Below are 20253 nucleotides of genomic sequence, written 5' to 3'. Positions count from 1 at the left end.
TGCGATCATGCTCCGACGCGTCGCGGCGGCCCCGGCTCCTTCAGCCGAACGCCGCGTCCGCCGCTGTCGCTGCGCGCCTGCTCGCCGATCAGCTCGACGCCGGCCCGGTCGAACGCCTCGACCACCCTCATCAAGGTCTCGACCACGCCGCGCACATTGCCGGTCGATGCCTCCATCCGCTGGATGGTCGGCAACGACACGCCGGCGAGCTCGGCCAGGGTTTTCTGGTCGATGCCGAGCAGCGCGCGGGCGGCCCGCATCTGGAACGAGGTGATCACCTTGGCCTCACGTATCAGGAGTTATAAGTGATATCTGGAGCATATACAATGATGTAAAATACATCATTTGGAGGTGAGGACAAGGGAATTCTCGCTTCCGCGCCCATCTGTCTCCACCGTCATTGCGAGCGCAGCGAAGCAATCCAGAATCCCTCCGCGGAAAGACGCTGGATTGCTTCGCTATGCTCGCAATGACGGATCAAGCAGCGAGCACTTGTCTCTTTACCGTCACCCTGAGGTGGCCACTTCTTCAGCGGCCCTCGAAGGGCGACGGCCCGGCTGCAGCAGCGGGGCCGTGCATCCTTCGAGGCTCGCCGCGCAGTGCGAATGCACTGCGCAACTCGCACCTCAGGATGACGGAGTTTCGGCTTCGTTGCGCTCGCAATGACGGAGAGGAGGAGAGCGCGCGCGTCCAACGTTCACCGCACGCGTGGAAACAGCCCCTCACCCCTCCCTCTCCCCGTAAGAACGGGGAGAGGGAGTGAGAGAGGCGTGCGTCCCTTACTGCGCGATTCAGATCACGCCGCGTGCTGGTGCGCGGCGATGATCTGGTCGGCGGCGCGGCCCGTGACTTCGGCCATGTGGTCGAACTGGCGGGTGAAGCTGCCGGCCCCTGCCGTTGCCGAACGCAGCTCGACGATCAACTCGCCGATCTCGGCTTCCGGCATCATGGCGCGGACGCAGTCCCAGCCGCTCCAGCCGTCGCGGGTGTCGAAGCCGAGGATCTGGCCGCGCCGCGCCGACAGGATCGCGTTGATCTTGGCGGTGGCATCGGTCGGACACACGATCTCGACCACGTGGATCGGCTCCAGCAGCACCGGCTGGCATTGCGGCAGGCCTTCGTTGAGCCCGACCCGCGCTGCCGTGCGGAAGGCGAGATCGGAGCTATCGACGCTGTGATAGGAGCCGTCGGTCAGCGTCACCTGCACGTCGGTGACGGGGAAGCCGAGCGGACCGCGCGTCAGCCCGTCGACGACGCCTTCCTCGACCGCCGGGATGTAGTTGCGCGGCACCGCGCCGCCCACCACCTTCTCGGCGAACTTGAAGCCGTCGCCGCGCGGCAGCGGCTTGATGTCGAGCACGACATCGCCGAACTGGCCGTGGCCGCCGGACTGCTTCTTGTGACGACCACGCTGGGTGATCGGCTTGCGGATGGTCTCCTGGTAGCCGATCGCGGGCGGATGCGAGGTGACCTTGACGCCGAAGCGGTCGCGCAAGCGCTCGCTGGCGACGCGCAGGTGCATCTCGCCCTGGCCCCACAGCACGGTGTCGTGGGTCTTGGGATTCTGCACGATCAGGAGCGAGGGATCCTCCTCATGCAGCCGCGTCAGCGCCTGGCCGAGCTTGACGTCGTCCTTGCGGTCGGTGGCCGCGACCGAGATCGCGAGCACGGCCGATGTCGGCTCCGCAGCGACCAGCGCCGCCGGCTGCGTCTTGCCGCTCGAGACCATGTCGCCGGTCTTGACCGGATCGAGCTTGGCGAGCGCCACGGTGTCACCGGCTTCCGCCGAGGCACGCTTGGTGTCGTAGGCGCCGTTGACGGCGAGGATGCCTGAGATGCGCCCCGCGCCGCCGGAGGAGGATTGCAGCGTGGCGCCGTCGTCGAGATGGCCGGCGACGAGCCGCGTCAGCGACAGCTTTCCGCCGTGCTGCGAATGCAGCGTCTTGAAGACGTAGCCGAGCGCGTCCTTGCTCTCGGGCGCGCCGAGGCGCTTGGCGGTCTCGGCGATGCCGGGCGCCTCGTGGCGCAGCGCCTTCATCAGGCGCAGCACGCCGTTTTCGCGCGCGGCCGCACCGATCAGCACCGGGCAGATCAGCCCTTCGCGCAGTTCGCGGGCGAGATCGTCGAACACGGCATCGCGCGGCGGCTGGATGTCCTCCAGCAGTTGCTCCATCAGCGCGTCGTCGTGGTCGGCGAGCTTCTCCAGCATCGAGAAGCGGGCTTCCTTCTCGCGGTCGAGATCGCCGCCTTCGAGTGCGACCACCTCGGAGGCCTTGTGCTCGCGATAGATGAAGGCGCGCTCCAGCGCGAGATCGACGAAGCCCTCGATCAGCTCGCCCTTCCAGATCGGGATCTGGCGCAGCACCAGCGGCACGCGGGAGGCGGGCTGCAGCATCGCGAGGGTCTCGCGGATGCGCTGATTGGCGCGGTCGATCTTGTTGAGGAACAGGAAACGCGGGATCTTCAGCTCCTCCAGCTCGCGCAGGATGATCTGAAGCTGCGGCAGCTTCTTCTCGTCGGCCTCGCAGACCACGATTGCGGCATCGACCGCGGGCAGCGCGGCGCGCATGTCGTGGGCGAACTCGACGGAACCGGGACAATCCAGGAAGGTGTAGCTGTCGCCCATGAAACTCGTGGTGGCGGCAGTGAGGCCGACGGTCATCTTGTGATGACGGGCCTCCGGGGAGGCGTCGCCGACGGAAGTTCCGCCGTCGACGCTGCCGGCGCGCGGGATTGCGCCCGTTCGCGCCAATATTGCTTCAAGAAGTGTGGTTTTACCGCTTTGGAAAGGGCCCACCAGCGCGATGCACCGTGGACCTCGGGGACTTCTGACGTCTTGTCCCATTTCGCCGCCTCCTTTGTGTGGAGCTCGGCCCATGATTGGGTCGGCAAACGCAGATGCTCTGCCCGTCCCTTAGATTTGGCAAGCGTCAAACGTCGCTGCGGTGCGTCGTCCGTCAAATCGCGCCGTTTCGCGCGGCGCGATCACACGCAAAAGTGTTAACGGCCCGGACGCAGTTCCAGGCTTTCGAGGCCGGCGGCGATGTTAAGGCCGACCTGGCCCTGCACGCTGAGCGGCTGAAGCGCGATCGAATTGTTGGAGCCACCGACGAGCACATTGCCGCCGAGGCCGACGCCGATCGAGGCGCTGCCCTGCGCGCCAGCGTAATTGCCGGAGAGATCGCCGGGGCCGAGCCGGTCGACCGGCGCGAACACGCCCCAGGCCAGCGTGGTCTCCTGGGTGATGCCGATGTCGAGGCCCACTTTCCGGATCGTCGCGACATAGCGGTCCTCGGGCAAGCCGTCGGCGCGCAGCACGCAGCCGAGGTTGGTCACCGATCCCACGATGAACCCGACGCTGGCGCCGCCGCGGCATTCGAGCACGCCGACCCGGACCATCCGCTGCTGCTGCGCGCTGCTGCCGGAGACCGAGGCAACGAGGCTCGTGGCGATGAGCCCGGCGAAGATGAACGAACGGCGCATGAATGTCTCCGGCGATGAATAGGATGCGAGCAGGAAGGACGCGGCACACGCCGCGCGATGGTCTATGCCACAAGAGCGTTGTGGGTGCCAGATCGGACGTATCTGAAATGAACGCTCGGAGAGAGGCCCCTCACCCCACCCTCTCAGCGCGAGCGAAGCTCGTCGCCGGCCCGTAAGAACGGGGCGAGGGAGTGAGAGAGCCGGGCGTCCCTCACGGTCGAACAATTCGAACGCGCTATCGCGGCTTTAACCTCTCCCCGCCCTTCTGCGGGGGGAGGTCGGATTGCGCAGCGATCCGGGTGAGGGGCATGGCAAGATGCCGACCGGAGCAAAGGACTAACCGACTCCGCCTCTCGACACACAAACAAAAAGGCCCGCACGAAGCGGGCCTTTTCAATTCGCACTGTCTTCGGCTTACCGCAGATTGCCGCAGAAGCGCTGGATGCGCTTGCAGGCGTCTTCGAGGTCCGAGGTCTTGGTCGCGTAGGAGATGCGGAAGGCCGGGCCGAGACCGAAGGCCGAACCCTGCACCACGGCGACGCCTTCGGTCTCGAGCAGCTCGGTGACGAACTGCTCGTCGTTCGAGATCAAATTGCCCGACGGCGCCTTCTTGCCGATCGTGCCGGCGCAGGACGGATAGACGTAGAACGCGCCTTCGGGGCGCGGGCACTCGATGCCGTTCGCCTGGTTGAGCATGGAGACGACGAGGTCACGGCGCTCCTTGAACACCTTGTTGTTGGCGGGGATGAAGTCCTGCGGACCGTTCAGCGCTTCCACCGAGGCCCACTGCGCGATCGAGCAGGGGTTCGAGGTCGACTGCGACTGGATGGTCGACATCGCCTTGATGAGCTGGGCCGGGCCGCCGGCATAGCCGATGCGCCAGCCGGTCATGCAATAGGCCTTCGACACGCCGTTCACCGTGAGCGTGCGGTCGTAGAGGCTGGGCTCGACCTGCGCGACCGTGGTGAACTGGAAATCGTCATAGACGAGGTGCTCGTACATGTCGTCGGTCATCACCCACACTTGCGGATGCTTGACCAGCACGTCGGTGAGCGCCTTCAGCTCGGCCTTGGTGTAGGCCGCACCGGTCGGGTTCGACGGCGAGCACAGGATCACCCATTTGGTCTTCGGCGTGATCGCACGCTCGAGCGCCTCGGCCCCGAGCTTGAAGCCGGTCGCGGCGGTGCAGACCACCGGCACCGGCTCGCCGCCGGCGAGCGCCACCATTTCAGGGTAGCTGACCCAATAGGGCGCGGGGATGATCACCTCGTCGCCCGGATTGATGGTCGCCATCAGCGCGTTGTAGAGCACCTGCTTGCCGCCGGTGCCGACGATGATCTGGTTCGGCTTGTAGACGACGCCGTTCTCGCGCTGAAACTTCGCGATGATGGCTTCCTTCAGCTCGGGGATGCCGTCGACCGCGGTGTACTTGGTCTTGCCGGCCTCGATGGCGCGGATCGCCGCGAGCTTGATGTTGGCGGGCGTGTCGAAGTCGGGCTCGCCGGCACCGAGGCCGATGACGTTGCGGCCCGCCGCTTTCAGCGCGCGTGCTTTATCCGTGACCGCGATGGTCGCGGACGGCTTCACACGGTCGAGCGCAGCGGCAAGGAAGGACATCGTCATCTCCTGACAAGCGTCGTGAAGCCTTTCGCCTCACGACTCTGATTGTGGGAATGGAGCTACCCTAAAACGTGTGCCGCTGCACCGCAAGAAACTTCGGCCCGATCCCGCAAAAGTTTACGAATTCCAGGGCTTCGAGCCGCGATTTCCCGCAATTTTCCGTAACTTTGCCGTGCAAACCCCTCATATCCGCCAAGGCTTGTCCTCGGAGCAATTTCAGGCCGTTCGGACGCCGGGAAACCGACCACGAGGCTGACGTTTCCGGAGGACGCCCGGAAGCCTCGAGCCGATCCTGAGCGCCCGGCTCGATCGCAGCCGCTCAAGGTCTCGCACGATCCGCGGCGCAACGCGTCCACGCGTTGACGCAAGCGTGATCTCGATTTGCGGCGCCGCGCGGAAATGATCTTCCGCGGCATTGCAGTGCGGTAGGGCTTTCGAGTTTTTCTATTGACCGGCTCTTGCGGCGGATTCGCATCGGCATCATTGTTTAGCCGCGACGCGTGGGCAGGACGCGTCGCACTTCCCCGTCCAAGGTTCAGAACTTTCAGAATGTACAAGCTCTATTCGATGCAACGCTCCGGCAACAGCTACAAGGTCCGCCTTGCGCTGGCGCTGTTGAACGTACCTTACGAAGCGGTGGAGGTGGACATTCTGCGCGGCGAGAGCCGCACGCCGGACTTCCTGTCCAAGAATCCGTCAGGCCAGGTGCCGCTGCTCGAGGTCGGCGAGGACCGCTTTCTCGCCGAGTCCAACGCCATCCTCTGGTACGTCGCCGTCGGCACGCCGCTCGCACCGGAGAACCGCATCGACCGCGCCGAGGCGCTGCAATGGATGTTCTTCGAGCAGCACGCGCTCGAGCCGAATATCGGCGCCGCCTATTTCTGGCTGTCGCTGGTCAAGGGCGGCCGCGACCTCCAGACCCACGCGCTGGAGGACTGGATGGAGCGCGGCTATGGCGCGCTCCAGGTGATGGAGAACCACCTCAAGACCAGCCCCTACTTCGCCGCCCGCCAGCTCACGGTCGCCGACATCGCGCTCTACGGCTACACCCACCTCGCCGATCGCTGCGACTTCGATCTCTCCACCTTCCCGGCGATCCGGGACTGGCTGAAGCGGGTGCAAGCTGCGCCCGGCTTCGTCTCCATGGACTGGCGGCCGGCCGACATCGACGACCCCGCCAGCATCGCCGCCGGCGCCTGAAAGCGGTCCGGCGTTAAGAAATAGCGGGCATATCGTTAACCTTTGCCGCGATCCCGCCATATTCGGCGCGCCAGCCGCCGCAATATTGCCGGTTGAAATGGTGAAATTGTTCTGCGTCGCGGGTGATTCGCTCGCACGTTGAAGGATTTAGACCATGACTCGGGCGTCCGGCACGGCAGGCTTTCAGGGCCATCCCGCTACCGTTTCGTCTTCCCGGCTGACCAATGCGGTCGCGGCCTCGCTCGCCGTCGCCGCGATCTCGCTGTGCCTGATCGTCACCCTGACAGTGCTGTCGACCAAGGCGACCATGGCGATGGGCCTGCCGGTCTGATTCCCGTTTCATCCTGGCCCCTCCTTCAAGGTGCCGCGCGGCCCGCGCTGACCGGCATCGCGACGGGACGTCGATGAAATCACCTGTGGTCGTCGTTGCAATCACCCTGACCGCGGCCATCCTGGTCGCGGCGTCGCTGTTGATTTTCACCGGCATGCGCAAGAGCTCGGGCACCTCGACACTGAATGCGCCGGCGTTGCAGCAGCGCGTCAGGCATTCGCATTTGGTCTAAAATCATCCGAAATCTTGGCGTGCCCTCGTAAGCCGCGCTTTAGCACTCCACGCGATTCTTCACCGCGCCGGCGCAACAATCGGTCAGAGTTGCGGCGTTCCCTCGTTCAGGGAGGAACGAGATGCGGTTCGGATGGCGTGCGATCTCCGGTCCGATGCTGACGGTAGCGATCACGCTGCTGGCAATCCTGCTCGATCGCTCCGTTCACATTCCCTCGCCTGCCCCACTGTTCGTCTGCATCGTCGCACTTGCCGGCGCGCTGGCGGGTTTCGCCTCCGCCATGGCCAGCGCAGCCCTCGCGGTCGCCGGCGCGGCACTGTTCTTCGCCGGCCATCGCGGCGTGCCCTTCCATGCCAGCGCGGATCTGGTCGGCCTGCTCGCGGTGACGGCCTTCGGTACCGCAGGCATCACCGGCCTGATGCGCGAGCGGCTGCTCGCCGCCTTCGCCACCGAGCGCCAGAGCCACGCCACCGCCGCGCGGCTGTCGGCCGCGCTCGACCAGGTCGATATCGGCATCGTGCTGCTCGATACGGAGACGCGGGCCGAATTCATCAACCGCGCCTTCCGCGATTATTTTGCGGTGCCGGACGACATCGCCGACGGCAAGCCGCCCTTCATCGCGCTGATGTATCACAGCCGCGACACCGGCGCGTTCGAGCTGCCCGAGGACGAGCTCGGCACCTTCATCGCACAGCGCATGGAGATGGTGCGGATCGGCGATGCGACGCCGATCAACATCAAATTGCGCAATGGCGAGGTGCTGCGCTTCGTCTGCGCCGCGCTGCCCGACGGCGGGCGCATGCTGAGCTACACGCCGGTCACCGACCTGGTGCGCCACACCGATGCGCCGGCGCGCGCCGACTACTACCGCTCGCTGCGCGATCCCACAGGCCGCAGGCTGATCCGTTACTTGCGGGCCGCGGAGTAGCCTCTGCCAAATCTCAGATCGAAGTCGCGGAGACAGCCCCTCACCCCACCCTCTCCCCGTAAGAACGGGGCGAGGGAGTGAGAGAACAGTGCGCCCCTCACTCAAGCAAGCGTTGCTCGTCTTAACCTCTCCCCGCCCTTCCGCGGGGAGAGGTCGGATTGCCCCGGCGATGCGAAGCATCGTCCGGCGCAATCCGGGTGAGGGGCATGGCACACTGTCGCCACGACTGAATATCCGTCCGTCTCGTGAGACAATTGATCGACACGCCCTTCATCACGTATGAAGGACACCTCATCGATCGCGGAACTCTCACATGTCGCTCACCATTCGCTCCGTCACGAGGCAGGACTACGATCAATGGCTCCCGCTCTGGGACGGCTACAACGCCTTCTACGGCCGCTCGGGCCCGACCGCGCTTGCACCCGAGATCACGCAGATGACGTGGCAGCGCTTCTTCGATGCCTATGAGCCGGTGCATGCGCTGGTCGCCGAAAGCGACGGCAAGCTGCTCGGACTGACGCACTATCTGTTCCATCGCAGCACCACCGCGATCGAGCCGTCCTGCTATCTGCAGGACCTGTTCACGCTTCCAGCCGCCCGCGGCAAGGGCGTCGCGTCGGCGTTGATTTACGGGGTGTATGAACGGGCGAAACTGGCGGGTTCGCCGCGGGTCTACTGGCAGACGCACGAGACCAACGTCACGGCGCAGAGCCTGTACGACAAGGTCGCGGAGCGCTCCGGCTTCATCGTCTATCGCAAGCTGTTCTGATCCCCGCGCACAGCCTGTGGATAACTTGGCCTGTCACCGGCGCGTAACATAGCGGGACTACGCTGCACCTGCGTCTGATCAGGCCCCCCGTCACCGATCAAGCGCCCCAAAGCGGTCCCCGTCAGTCGCCGCGTCTGACAGGGGCCGCATTTTTTTGTCCGCGCTGCCGGCATGGCAGCAGCGCGGCGGGCAGCTTGCTGCTGCGGCACACGGCGGTCAGAATGCCCGCCACTCATCTCCGACAGGATCTTTCATGGAAATTCGCAATCTCGGCGCCTCCGGCCTTCGCGTGTCCGCGGTCGGGCTCGGCTGCAACAATTTCGGCCAGCGCACCGACCTCGAGACCTCGCGCAAGGTCATCCATCGCGCGCTCGACCTCGGCATCACGCTGTTCGACACCGCCGACATCTATTCGAACATGGGCGGCTCGGAGACCGTGCTCGGCGCCGTGCTGGGCGATCGCCGCAGGCGACATCGTGCTGGCGACGAAATACGCCAAGCCCATGGCCGAGGACGGTACCAAGCAGGGCGCCTCGCGCCGCTACATCATGGAGGCCGTGGAAGCGAGCCTGAAGCGGCTGAAGACCGATTACATCGATCTCTACCAGCAACACGATTACGACCCGCTGACGCCGATCGAGGAAAGCCTGCGTGCGCTCGACGATCTCGTGCGCCAGGGCAAGGTGCGCTACATCGGCAATTCGAACTTCCCGGCCTGGCGGATCGCGGAAGCGGAGTACGTCGCGCGCGCGATGAATGTCAGCCGCTTCGTCTCCTGCCAGGACGAATATTCCCTGCTCGTGCGCGACATCGAGAAGGACCTGCTGCCGGCCGCGACCGAATACAAGCTCGGCCTGTTGCCGTTCTTCCCGCTCGCGAGCGGGCTCTTGACCGGCAAATACAGGAAGGGCGAGGCCGCGCCCGGCGACACCCGTTTCGGCAAGGTGCCGCGGCTGCGCGACCGCTACGTCACGCCGCGCAACGAGGACATCGTCGAGAAGCTCCAGGCCTTCGCGAAAGCGCGCGGGCATTCGATGCTGGAGCTCGCCTTCTCCTGGCTCGCCGCGCGCCCGCAGGTCTCGAGCGTGATTGCCGGTGCCACCCGCGTCGAGCAGATCGAGGAGAACGTCAAGGCGATCGCCTGGAAGCTCAGCGCGGAGGAGATGGCGGAGATCGACAGGATCACCTTGGGCTGATTTTTGCGACGACCGACCTTTGCGGCGCGGCGCGCTACTTCGCGCCGCGTCCCACCGTCTGCATCACCTCAAAGCCCTCGAACTGGGGATGGCCGAGATAAAGCGGCTTGTTGTCGCCGGCCCGGTGATGCGCGGCACGAAACGCCTCCGACTTGGTCCAGGCCTCGAACGCGGCATGGTTCGCCCACACCGTGTGCGAGGCGTAGAGCGTGTGGTCCTCGGCTTCCGGCCCGCGCAGCAGATGGAATTCGACGAAGCCCGGCACCTTGTCCAGATGGGTGTCGCGGGTGAGCCAGACCTGCTCGAAAGCGGACTCGGAGCCCTTGGCGACGCGGAAGCGGTTCATGGCGATGTACATGGGCTAGTGTCTCCTGATGTTTGGCTCATCATGTCGTCATTCCGGGACGCGCCGCAAGGCGCGGGCCCGGAATCCATAACCCCGATCGGGAGTATGGATTCCGGGTTCGCGCTAACGCGCGCCCCGGAATGACGGCGTTTGTGGATTAGGCCACCAGCCCCTTCATCGGCCGCGCGCTCGCGCTGTCCGGAAACACTGTTTCCGCCAGCACACGATCGGACAGGCCAAACTGGTCTTGCAGCACGCCCTTGATCACCGCGCGCAGATCGGTGGTGGGCTTGAGGTCGCGGGCCTCATATAGGTTCGCGAGCTTGAGGCCTGGCCAATCCGAGATGACGCGGCCGCCTTTCACGGCGCCGCCGGCGAGCAGCGCGATGGTGCCGGTGCCGTGATCGGTGCCGTCGGTGCCGTTGATGCGCGCGGTGCGGCCGAACTCGGTGGCGACGACGACGACGGTGTCGCGCCAGCGCTCGCCGAGGCCGCTCTCGAATTCGGCGAGCGCGCCGTCGAGACCGCCGAGCAGGAAGGCGAGACGCCCGACAGGGCCGCCTTCATTGGCATGCGTGTCCCAGCCGTCGAAGGCGAGCGCGGCGATGCGCGGACCGTCGTCGGCCGCCATCAGCTTGGCCGCGCCGCGCGCGACCTGCCGCATCTGCGCGACCTGATTGCCGCCCTTCGGCTTCATGTCGTCCCCGCTTGCGACCTTGTCGAGCTGGAGACCTTGCGACAGCGCCGCGGCCAGCGCGGGATCGCGGTGGCGGTAGAGATCGACGAGCCGCATCGCGGTGTCGTCGTCGGCCTGCGGCAGCGCGACCGGCGCCCAGCCGACGGTCGGCGCATTGCCGCGCAATACCAGCGGCGTGGTCGGACCGACCGCGAGACCGCTCGAGACGCGCTCGCCGCGCGGCAGCGCTTCGAGCGCACGGTTGAGCCAGCCGGACTGCACGCGTCCCGGTCCGGTGTAGCCGCTTTCGAGCACGTCCTGACCGTCGAAATGCGAACGGTCGCGATAGGGCGTCGCCACCGCATGGATCACCGCGGCATGCCGGTCGCGATACATGCGCGCGAACTCCGGCATCGCCGGATGCAGCGCGAAGAACGAGTCGAGCATGATGGCAGGATGCGCGCCATCGGCCGTGAGCGCGATCGATCCGTGCAGGCCGGCATAGTCGGGGTCGCCGAGCGGCGCGACGGTCGAGAGCCCGTCGAGCGCGCCGCGCAGGATGACCACGATCAATCTGGGATCACGTCCGCCAGCCGCGCGCGCGAATTTCGGCAAGTAAGCCCACGCCGCGAAGGAGGCGCCGCCGAGCAGAAGGCTGCGGCGCGAGGTGAGGAGCCGGTTCTCGACGCAGTCGATCATCTTCATCTCCTCTGCATTTCCGGCGACATCAGCAGCAGCGCCAACGCCTGCTGGCGCGACTCCGCACGCTCGACGGTGCGGCGCGTTTCGATCGAGGCCGCGTCGGCAGCTGCGAACTCCAGCAGGTCGAGCGGATCGATGTTGTTGCCGAGCCGCGCCCCCATTTGCGCCGCGATGTCGAGCCTGAGCTTCATGCCTTCTGGCGCAGCCCAGGCGGCGCTGGTATCCGGGAAACCGTTCGGCCCTGCCGGCGACCACAGCGGCTGTCCCAGCAGGTTGAGATTGTTCAGATACGCCCCGGGATCCTCGGGCACCCGCGCAAGCAGCCGGCCGCTTGCGACCAGGAAATCGTAAGGGCTGCGCATCTTGGTCAGCGGCGCCTTCCACGCCTCGTCGGCATCGACCAGCGCCGTCGCAAGCGCCCTGAGGTCGCCGTCGGTCTTGACGAAGACATCGCGCAGCCGCGCGACGAGCACCGGTGGCGGATCGTCGGCGACGAAGTGACGGACGAGCTTGGTCGCGATGAAATTCGCGGTCGATGGATGGCGCGCGATGTCGGCGAGCGCAGCTTCGCCCTGCGCAAGGCCGGCCGGCTCATAGGTCTTGCCGAGCAGCACTTGCGGCCCGGGCTGGTGCGCATTGGTGTTGAACACGAAGGAGCCTGGCGTGCCGAGCTGCCCCTGCCTTCCGGCAAAGGTCCAGCCGGTGATGATGCGCGCGAGCGAGGTGACGTCGTCCTGCGTGTAGCCGCCGCCGACGCCGAGCGTATGCAGCTCCATGATCTCGCGCGCGAGATTTTCGTTCAGCCCCCGCTTGCGGTTTTGCCCTGCGCGCGAGTCCGGACCCAGCGATTGCTGGTTGTCGAGGAAGAACAGCATGGCCGGATGCTGCTCGACCGCCTTGAGCATGTCGGCGAAGCGCCCGAGCACATGCGGCCTGATCGCCTCGCGCTCGAACGCACCGGCCCAGATCCGCGCCAGCTCGCCCTTGGTCGCGGAGATGCAGAAATGGTTGGACCAGAACACGACGAGACGCTCGGTGAAGCCGCATTCGACCAGCGTCGCGCGCTGCAGGCGCGCCAGCGCCTCGGCGCGAAAGGTCTTTTGAATCACGTTGAGCGGCTGCGGCGCGGGTTTTGCGGCCGGCGGCGTCGCCGCGTTGGGCTGCATCGTCTCGGGCCTGGCCGACGCATCGGCCGGCTTCGCGTCCGCCATCTGGCCGGCGATCTCGGTTGCAGCCGTGTTCAGCGAGAGATTGCGGCGCAGAGCGGGCTTCTGATCGGCGGGCGCCTGCGGCGGCGTCTCCGCGGGCGCCGCGGCCTTGGCAGTTTCCTTGGCAGTTTCCTTGGCAGCCTCGCGCGCCTGCTTGACCTGGTCCTGATAGGCAAACACCGCCTGCCCGAGTTGCGGCGTCGATTGCAGGCCCGGCGCCTCCAGCAGCACGCCATTGGGACGGGCCAGTTCCGCCTTCACAAAGCCTCTGGGATCGGAGGCCGCGTTGATGAGATCGCCGGAGGCACCGCCGCGGGCGCCGAAGCCGAAACGGTTGAGCGCAACGAGGGCGGCTTGCGAATCGCGGGCCATCGATTTGTCCTTCGCGGATTGCCAACCGCTTTCCTGATCGTCGCGCGGCGCATAATATACCGCAGCAACAGATGAACCCGACATGAAAATGACGACGCAGCTTTTGGGCAAATCATGACAATTCCGAAAGAAATGCCGTCAGCGCCGGCACTTGCGCGCCGCCTCATCTGCTCCCGCTGCGGCAGCGAATTCGGCTGCGATCTGTCGGGCAATTGCTGGTGCGCGGAGGAGACGGCCCGGCTGCCGATGCCGGTCAAGGGCGAGGATTGCCTGTGCCGGGCGTGTTTGCGGAAGGCGGCGGCAGAGGCGAGCGCTGCTGGTTAGATGTGAGAGCGCGCGACATACGCCACTGTCGTCCCCGCGAACGCGGGGACCCATAACCCCAGGGAGAAGTTTGGCGAAGACTGGTCGTTCGGGACGAATAGCATCCGCAACCGATGGATCACGCGGTATGGGTCCCGGCCTTCGCCGGGACGACAGTGGAGAGAGCCTGCCCTACACCTCATGCCCCGGCGACTTTCGCGCCATGCCGTCGAACGCATCCAGCAGCTTCTCGCGCCAAGCATAGACCGGATCGTCCACCTCCAGCAGCTTGAACGGGCTCACCACGCGCGCCCACTGGAAACCACCGAACACGATGTAGTCCGCATAGTTCGGCGCCTGCCCGCCGAGAAACGGCTGCGTCTTGAACGTCTGGCGCATGATCTCCAGCGATTTGCGGAATGCGACGATGCCGGTGTCGCGGCTCGCCTGGACCTCTTCCAGGCTCTTGCCGAACCGCGCCTCGCGCGACCTTCGGAAATAGGCGGCGTCGACCTCGCCGAGATTGTTCGGGATGTCGGCGATAACGAGCGGAGAGAGACCGCCGACGATGGCGATGTCGCCCCACGCATTGATCATGCGCGCCATGGCCCGCCCGCCCTCGCCGCCGAACAGTGACGGCCGGTCCGGAAAATGGTCCTCGAGATAGTTCGCGATGATCCAGGAATCGACCACCGGTCTGTCGTGATGCAGCAGCACGGGCACCCGCTCCGAGCCGTGCGGCGCGATCGCGCTCTTCTCGGTGAAGCGCCAGGGCAGCGTCTCCGCCGACAGTCCCTTATGCGCCAGCGCCATCCGCGTGCGCCAGCAATACGGGCTGAAGGGGCGCGCGGCGTCGGTGCCGACGAGTTCGTAGAGCTTGAGTGACATGGTTGTTGTTCCGTCATTGCGAGCGCAGCGAAGCATTCCAGACTGCCGCCGCTGAGGCATTCTGGATTGCTTCGCTTACGCTCGCAATGACGATGTGGAGGCGGAATCACCGCCCGTTGGTGCGCAGCAGCCTCTCGCCGCCTTCCGTCACCGCGATGACGAGCCCCACGCCCGGCAGCGTCTCGCGCGCAACATAACCGCGGTCGGCGGCGTCTTCCCAAATGGTGAGGCGCGGGCACGAGGTCTTCCAGGTCGAAATCACCTCGGCATAGGCGCGCGGCTCGCGCGCGATCCATTCGACGAAGTCCAGCACCAGCGGATCGGCGGTCTCGCTCATTGCAAACCTCCCTTGTCGAAAGCGGCCAGCACAGGGGTCCGAACCAGCAGCCAGCCGCCATAGGCGATATAATAGCAGGCGATGGTGGTGATCAGCTTGTTGGACCAGGCGATGAATTGCTGGTCGGTCATGGCTTCGAGAATGCGCCGTGCCAGCGTGGTACCGAGCATCGAGGCTGCGATGGCGACGCCGGCCAGCACGGGATCGAGGCTCGCCGCCTGATCGATGATGCCGCCGAAATAGACCAGCTTGGTGAAATGACTGACGAGCTGGCACATCGCTTTCGTCGCGACCTTCTCGCGCCGGCCAAAGTCGCCGCCGAGGAAGAAGGTGTCGAGCAGCGGCCCCGACACGCCGGTCATCAGCATCAGGCCCATGCAGATCGTGCCATAGACCGTGCCCTGCCAGAGCCTGTCAGGATCCGGCTTGATGTTTGACGGCAGCAGCCGTGCCATGAACGGGGTGACGCCGAGCAGGAGCAGCGCCGTCGGCTTGTCCGGCACGTAGCGGGTGATGGACCAGGCGGCGAGCGCAATGGCAGCGCCGACCATGTAGTTCGCGACCGGCCGCCAGCGGATATGCGCCCGCCACAAGAATGCGCGCCAGCCGTTGGAGGCCATCTGCGTGATCGCATGCAGCACCATCGCGGTCGGCAGCGGCATCAGCGCCAGCAGCACGCCGATCAGGATCAGCCCGCCCGCCATGCCGAACAGCCCCGACAGAAACGCGGTGGCGACCATCAGCATTCCAAGGGCAGCGATCATGATGGGCGTCACGAGGGAGTTCTCCTGGGTGGCGAGTAAAGGGACGCAAGCCGTTCATTCTCCCTCGCCCCGTTCTTACGGTGAGAGGGTGGGGTAAGGGGCTGCTTCCACAATCACGGTGGCAGTGAGACTCGCGGAGAGTCCCCCTCACCCGGAATTTGCTCTCGCAAATTCCGGCCTCTCCCCGCATCCGCCTTCGCTGAAGCTTCGGCGGACAAGCGCGGCGAGAGGCGAAGAACGCGGCCGCCCCGAAACACAACTTGGAATTACTCTCATTCTTGTGCCTCGCTTGCCCCGCTCGCGCAAACTGAGTTATCTTGCCCTGGCGTCAGCTTTCCTGAGGCTCGGCATTTGCGGCGGCTGCTCTTTCTCAACGGCATCAAGGCATTCGAGGCGGCGGCGCGGACCGGTAGCTTTGCTGCGGCCGGACTCGAGCTCAGCGTGTCCGCGGCCGCCGTCAGCCGCATGGTGCATCTGCTGGAAGAACGCCTCGGCGTCTCGCTGTTCGAGCGCAAGGCCAACCGCCTGGTTCTGACGCAGGCCGGCCGCGCCTATCAGAGCGGGCTGACCCCGATCTTCGATGCGCTCGCGAGCCTGACCGCGCAGGTGACGGCGCCCTCCAGCGTGCGCGTGCTGACCATCGGCGTCGGCCACACCTTTGCGATGCGCTGGCTGATCCCGCGGCTGTCGGAGTTTCGCAGCGAGGAGCCCGACATCGAGGTGCGCTTCACCACCGGCGGCGCCCTGGTGCCGTTCGGCGAGGACTGGAATTGCGGCATCAAGCTCGGCACCGGCGACTGGCCCGGCCTCGTCGCCGAGCCGCTGTTTGCCGGCGACCTCACGCCGGTCTGCGTGCCCCGCCTCGCCGCCTCATTGAAGCGGCCGGCCGATCTCAGGGGGCCGAGCCTGATCCGCGTCGCGCACTCGCCCGAGGACTGGCCGATCTGGCTGAAGGCCGCGAACCTGCCGCGCATCAACGCGCGCGGACCGGAGTTCCAGTTCTACGGTCAGGCGCTGCAGGCCGCCGCCGACGGACTCGGCATCGCCATGGGCATCAGACCCTATATCGACGACGATCTCGCCGCCGGGCGGCTGGTCGCCCCGTTCGATCTCTCCGTGCCCAAGGGCATGCGCTGGTACCTGCTCTATCGCAGCTTCCAGACCGAGCAGCGCGACTTTGCCTCGTTCCGCCGCTGGATCATGCGCGCGGCATCGGAACCCGCGACCCGCCCCGTGCGGCGCCCCGGCCGCAGTTCCGCGCGGAACTGACGCCGTTCAGGCAAAAAAGCCGGCCCCTTGTGAACGGCTTCACATCCACAAATCCGCAAACGTGGTCCCTTGACCCTCCAACAAGACACGTACGGACCACTTTGGGGACTAGCAATGACGACCCTCTACGACGGCTTTGACATCGAATCCTTCGAAGCTGGCAAGGGACTGTGGCACGCCCGCATCCGGCGCGCCGATTTCAGCCCGGTTGCCATCGACGGCGTGCTGTTTCCGGCCATGGAGGTCGGCTTCGCCTGGCCCGACCAGGACGCCGCAATCGCCGACGCCAAGCATCACATCGATCGCTTCCGCCGGCGCGCCGACAGCGACGACGAATAGGCCTTTCAGCACAGCGCGGCGCGCAACGAGGAACCGGTGATGTCGTCTATCGAGATCGAAGAGACCCAGCCGCTGGCCCGATCCTACGCCCGATCGGTGCTGTCGAGATGCCCCGACTGCGACGGCGATCTCACGGTGCTCCGTGTGATCGGCGGCCGCGCCGGATGCGAGTACTGGACCATGCGCTGCACCGATTGCGGCGGCATCCATCTCGACGTCCTGAAGCCGCGCGGTGCGACTGAGGACGACGACGGACCGCTGCCTGCGGCGTGAGCGGGGCCCTGCTGCCAACCTGCTGTCAGCAGCCTGAGCACGGAGGGGCATTCGCCCTTTATTGAGAGGCGGACTCGTCCCATATTCGCCCCATGGCGAAGAAACCTGCTCCCCCGAAATCCCCCAAATCCAAGGCCCCGAACTCGAAGGCGCATCGGCCCGACGTGCAGCCGATCGGGCCGGCGCTGGCCGAATTGCTCAATCCCGCGATCAATCGCGGCGATGCCGGGCTTGGCTCGGGCACCGGCCTGCAGCCGCCGCCGGACAATTCGCGCGACCGCCGCGCCGGAGGCGAGGCCGCCGCGCATCGCGCACGCGCCTCGACGCCGAAGGACTTCCCCAGCGACCGCCCGACGGGCCTGGACGAGGCACCGCAGGCCAATTACGGCACTGCCGCCACGATCCCGACGCTCGATCCGGAACTGGCGCGTCAGCTCGGTCTGCCCACCGAAGAGGACGACGCGGAAGCGCTGGCGCGTCCGCCGCGTTCCAAGATGGAGGCGCTCGGCGTCAAGGCGACTGCCGACGCGCTGGAGTCGCTGATCCGCGAGGGCCGCCCGGAGTTCCGCAAGGACGATGGCTCGATGAAGGTGTGGACGCCGCACCGGCCGCCGCGCCCGGAGAAGTCCGAAGGCGGCGTGCGCTTCGAGATCAAGTCGTCCTACGAGCCGCGCGGCGACCAGCCGACCGCGATCAAGGAGCTGGTCGAAGGCATCGAGCGCAACGACCGCTCGCAGGTGCTGCTCGGCGTCACCGGTTCGGGCAAGACCTACACCATGGCCAAGGTGATCGAGGCGACGCAGCGCCCCGCGCTGATCCTGGCGCCGAACAAGACGCTGGCGGCCCAGCTCTACGGCGAGTTCAAGAACTTTTTTCCTGATAACGCGGTCGAGTATTTCGTCTCGTATTACGACTACTACCAGCCGGAAGCCTACGTTCCGCGCACGGACACCTATATCGAGAAGGACTCGTCGATCAACGAGCAGATCGACCGCATGCGCCACTCGGCAACCCGTGCCCTGCTCGAACGCGACGACGTCATCATCGTCGCCTCGGTGTCCTGCATCTACGGTATCGGCTCGGTCGAGACCTACACCGCGATGACTTTCGCGCTGAAGAAGGGCGAGCGCATCGACCAGCGCCAGCTCATCGCCGACCTCGTCGCGCTGCAGTACAAGCGCACCCAGGCCGATTTCACCCGCGGCACTTTTCGCGTGCGCGGCGACGTCATCGACATCTTCCCGGCGCACTATGAGGACCGCGCCTGGCGCGTGAATTTGTTCGGCGACAGCATCGAGACCATCGAGGAGTTCGACCCCCTCACCGGCCACAAGCAGGACGAGCTCGAATTCATCAAGATGTACGCCAACTCGCACTATGTGACGCCGCGCCCGACGCTGGTGCAGGCGATCAAATCGATCAAGTTCGAGCTGAAGCAGCGGCTCGACCAGCTGCACGACCAGGGCCGCCTCCTCGAAGCGCAGCGGCTGGAGCAGCGCACCACCTTCGACCTCGAGATGATGGAGGCGACAGGAAGCTGCGCCGGCATCGAGAACTATTCGCGCTATCTCACCGGGCGCCGCCCCGGGGAGCCGCCGCCGACGCTGTTCGAATACGTCCCCGACAACGCGCTGATCTTCGCCGACGAGAGCCACGTCACCATCCCGCAGATCGGCGCCATGTTCCGCGGCGACTTCCGCCGCAAGGCGACGCTGGCCGAATACGGCTTCCGTTTGCCGTCGTGCATGGACAACCGTCCCTTGCGCTTCGAGGAATGGGACATGATGCGGCCGCAGACCGTCGCGGTGTCGGCGACGCCGAGCGGCTGGGAGCTGAACGAGAGCGGCGGCGTGTTCGTCGAGCAGGTCATTCGCCCCACAGGCCTGATCGATCCGCCCGTCGACATCCGCCCGGCCCGCACGCAGGTCGACGATCTCGTCGGCGAGGTCCGCGCCACAGCCCAAGCCGGCTATCGCTCGCTGATCACGGTTCTCACGAAACGCATGGCCGAGGATCTCACCGAGTACCTGCACGAGCAGGGCATTCGCGTCCGCTACATGCACTCAGACATCGACACCATCGAGCGCATCGAGATCATCCGCGACCTCCGCCTCGGTGCCTTCGACGCGCTGGTCGGCATCAACCTCTTGCGCGAAGGCCTCGACATTCCCGAATGCGCGCTGGTCGCGATCCTCGACGCCGACAAGGAAGGTTTTTTGCGCAGCGAGACCTCGCTGATCCAGACCATCGGCCGCGCCGCGCGCAACGTCGACGGCAAGGTGATCCTCTACGCCGACCAGATGACGGGGTCGATGGAGCGCGCCATCGCCGAGACCAACCGGCGCCGCGAGAAGCAGGTCGAGTACAACACCGCCAACGGCATCACGCCGGAGAGCGTGAAGAAGCAGATCGGCGACATCCTCAACTCCGTCTACGAGCGCGACCACGTGCTGGTCGAGGTCGGCGGTCACGACATGACCGACGACGTCATCTCGATCGGCCACAATTTCGAAGCCGTGCTCGCCGATCTCGAAACAAGGATGCGCGAGGCTGCCGCCGATCTGAACTTCGAGGAAGCCGCGCGCCTGCGCGACGAAGTCAAGCGCCTGCGCGCCACCGAGCTCGCGGTGGTGGATGATCCCACTGCCAAGCAGCGCGCGGTGGCGGGCAAGGCCGGCGCCTATGCCGGCACGAAGAAGTACGGCGACGCCGCGAATTTGCCGGTCAGCGCCATGAAGAAGAAAACCGTGAGCTCCGCGCTGAAGGCCAGCGGCGCCGGCAGCGGCTCGAAGGTCCACAAGCCGCATCTCGACGAGATGCACGGGCCGGAATCGCTGCCCTATCGCGCCAACCAGACCCTGCCGGCAAAGCCGTTCGGCAGCACGAGCAGAATCATCCAGCCGACGGACTCGAGGCAGTCGGGTCCGGAGTTCGGACCGGCGCCGAAGTCGACGGGCGGCGCGCCGGGACGGCGCGGGGGGTGGAAGAAGAGGTAGGCGGCGGCGCAGATTCATCAG

The 20253-nt window shown here is 66.0% G+C and carries 20 protein-coding genes and 1 pseudogene; 11 read left to right on the top strand and 10 right to left on the bottom strand.

Translation table 11 applies throughout. The features are described 5' to 3' along the window. Positions 1 to 5 precede the first annotated feature (5 nt). The 4 genes from N2603_RS06620 to N2603_RS06605 all read right to left on the bottom strand — a co-directional run bounded on the left by N2603_RS06620 (position 6) and on the right by N2603_RS06605 (position 5100). Positions 6 to 278, bottom strand: a complete 273-nt coding sequence (locus tag N2603_RS06620; protein WP_018647504.1) for a helix-turn-helix domain-containing protein — start codon at positions 276 to 278, stop codon at positions 6 to 8. 518 nt (positions 279 to 796) lie between these two features. Beyond that, positions 797 to 2845 (bottom strand): elongation factor G, encoded by a 2049-nt coding sequence (locus N2603_RS06615; protein WP_018647505.1) that lies wholly within the window; start codon positions 2843 to 2845, stop codon positions 797 to 799. A 155-nt stretch (positions 2846 to 3000) separates the two neighbouring features. Then, positions 3001 to 3483 (bottom strand): DUF992 domain-containing protein, encoded by a 483-nt coding sequence (locus N2603_RS06610; protein WP_018647506.1) that lies wholly within the window; start codon positions 3481 to 3483, stop codon positions 3001 to 3003. A gap of 414 nt (positions 3484 to 3897) precedes the next feature. Further along, positions 3898 to 5100: a pyridoxal phosphate-dependent aminotransferase gene (locus tag N2603_RS06605; protein ID WP_026312881.1), complete on the bottom strand. Its 1203-nt coding sequence runs from the start codon at positions 5098 to 5100 to the stop codon at positions 3898 to 3900. Between the two features lie 552 nt (positions 5101 to 5652). On the opposite strand from N2603_RS06605, the gene N2603_RS06600 reads away from it, so the two are divergent. The 6 genes and pseudogenes from N2603_RS06600 (at position 5653) to N2603_RS06575 (ending at position 9759) form a co-directional block, all read left to right on the top strand. Next, complete coding sequence (locus N2603_RS06600; RefSeq protein WP_018648307.1) at positions 5653 to 6303, top strand: glutathione S-transferase family protein; 651 nt, start codon at positions 5653 to 5655, stop codon at positions 6301 to 6303. A 154-nt stretch (positions 6304 to 6457) separates the two neighbouring features. After that, on the top strand, positions 6458 to 6634 hold the full coding sequence (locus tag N2603_RS06595) for a hypothetical protein (protein ID WP_018648308.1): 177 nt from the start codon (positions 6458 to 6460) through the stop codon (positions 6632 to 6634). Positions 6635 to 6707: 73 nt separating this feature from the next. Next, entirely contained in the window at positions 6708 to 6866 is a 159-nt protein-coding gene (locus tag N2603_RS06590; RefSeq protein ID WP_018648309.1) for a hypothetical protein, read from the top strand. A gap of 121 nt (positions 6867 to 6987) precedes the next feature. Further along, positions 6988 to 7794: a PAS-domain containing protein gene (locus tag N2603_RS06585; protein WP_260388119.1), complete on the top strand. Its 807-nt coding sequence runs from the start codon at positions 6988 to 6990 to the stop codon at positions 7792 to 7794. 313 nt (positions 7795 to 8107) lie between these two features. Then, entirely contained in the window at positions 8108 to 8563 is a 456-nt protein-coding gene (locus N2603_RS06580; RefSeq protein ID WP_260388118.1) for a GNAT family N-acetyltransferase, read from the top strand. A gap of 253 nt (positions 8564 to 8816) precedes the next feature. Next, positions 8817 to 9759: pseudogene (locus N2603_RS06575) on the top strand (aldo/keto reductase). Between the two features lie 34 nt (positions 9760 to 9793). Here N2603_RS06575 and hmuQ read toward each other — a convergent pair. The 3 genes from hmuQ to N2603_RS06560 all read right to left on the bottom strand — a co-directional run bounded on the left by hmuQ (position 9794) and on the right by N2603_RS06560 (position 13063). Then, the gene (hmuQ, locus tag N2603_RS06570; protein ID WP_080134740.1) at positions 9794 to 10117 is read right to left on the bottom strand and encodes a heme-degrading protein HmuQ; all 324 of its coding nucleotides are present in this window, start codon (positions 10115 to 10117) and stop codon (positions 9794 to 9796) included. Positions 10118 to 10262: 145 nt separating this feature from the next. Next, a complete protein-coding gene (locus N2603_RS06565; protein ID WP_260388117.1) occupies positions 10263 to 11480 on the bottom strand; it encodes a DUF1501 domain-containing protein in 1218 nt (405 codons plus the stop codon). Between the two features lie 2 nt (positions 11481 to 11482). Then, complete coding sequence (locus tag N2603_RS06560; protein WP_260388116.1) at positions 11483 to 13063, bottom strand: DUF1800 domain-containing protein; 1581 nt, start codon at positions 13061 to 13063, stop codon at positions 11483 to 11485. A 114-nt stretch (positions 13064 to 13177) separates the two neighbouring features. On the opposite strand from N2603_RS06560, the gene N2603_RS06555 reads away from it, so the two are divergent. Further along, positions 13178 to 13387 carry a cysteine-rich CWC family protein gene (locus N2603_RS06555; protein ID WP_260388115.1) on the top strand — a complete coding sequence of 70 codons (210 nt, stop codon included), beginning with the start codon at positions 13178 to 13180 and terminating at the stop codon, positions 13385 to 13387. 171 nt (positions 13388 to 13558) lie between these two features. Here N2603_RS06555 and N2603_RS06550 read toward each other — a convergent pair whose 3' ends face one another. The 3 genes from N2603_RS06550 to N2603_RS06540 form a co-directional block, all read right to left on the bottom strand. Further along, complete coding sequence (locus tag N2603_RS06550; protein ID WP_260388114.1) at positions 13559 to 14254, bottom strand: glutathione S-transferase family protein; 696 nt, start codon at positions 14252 to 14254, stop codon at positions 13559 to 13561. Between the two features lie 106 nt (positions 14255 to 14360). Then, on the bottom strand, positions 14361 to 14591 hold the full coding sequence (locus N2603_RS06545; RefSeq protein WP_260388113.1) for a hypothetical protein: 231 nt from the start codon (positions 14589 to 14591) through the stop codon (positions 14361 to 14363). Continuing rightward, positions 14588 to 15367, bottom strand: a complete 780-nt coding sequence (locus N2603_RS06540) for a sulfite exporter TauE/SafE family protein (protein ID WP_260388112.1) — start codon at positions 15365 to 15367, stop codon at positions 14588 to 14590. Before N2603_RS06540 ends, N2603_RS06545 begins: the two co-directional genes overlap by 4 nt. A gap of 339 nt (positions 15368 to 15706) precedes the next feature. Between N2603_RS06540 and N2603_RS06535 the strand changes: the two genes are divergently transcribed. From N2603_RS06535 to uvrB, 4 genes are all read left to right on the top strand, one after another. Continuing rightward, complete coding sequence (locus tag N2603_RS06535; RefSeq protein WP_260388111.1) at positions 15707 to 16624, top strand: LysR substrate-binding domain-containing protein; 918 nt, start codon at positions 15707 to 15709, stop codon at positions 16622 to 16624. A gap of 114 nt (positions 16625 to 16738) precedes the next feature. Beyond that, on the top strand, positions 16739 to 16963 hold the full coding sequence (locus N2603_RS06530; protein WP_130365388.1) for a hypothetical protein: 225 nt from the start codon (positions 16739 to 16741) through the stop codon (positions 16961 to 16963). A gap of 39 nt (positions 16964 to 17002) precedes the next feature. After that, entirely contained in the window at positions 17003 to 17236 is a 234-nt protein-coding gene (locus N2603_RS06525) for a hypothetical protein (protein WP_260388110.1), read from the top strand. 92 nt (positions 17237 to 17328) lie between these two features. Further along, positions 17329 to 20232: an excinuclease ABC subunit UvrB gene (uvrB, locus tag N2603_RS06520; protein WP_311741175.1), complete on the top strand. Its 2904-nt coding sequence runs from the start codon at positions 17329 to 17331 to the stop codon at positions 20230 to 20232. Positions 20233 to 20253 lie beyond the last annotated feature (21 nt).

Source organism: Bradyrhizobium huanghuaihaiense (assembly GCF_025200885.1).
Lineage (GTDB): Bacteria > Pseudomonadota > Alphaproteobacteria > Rhizobiales > Xanthobacteraceae > Bradyrhizobium > Bradyrhizobium huanghuaihaiense.
This window is presented reverse-complemented; position numbering and strand designations above follow the sequence as displayed.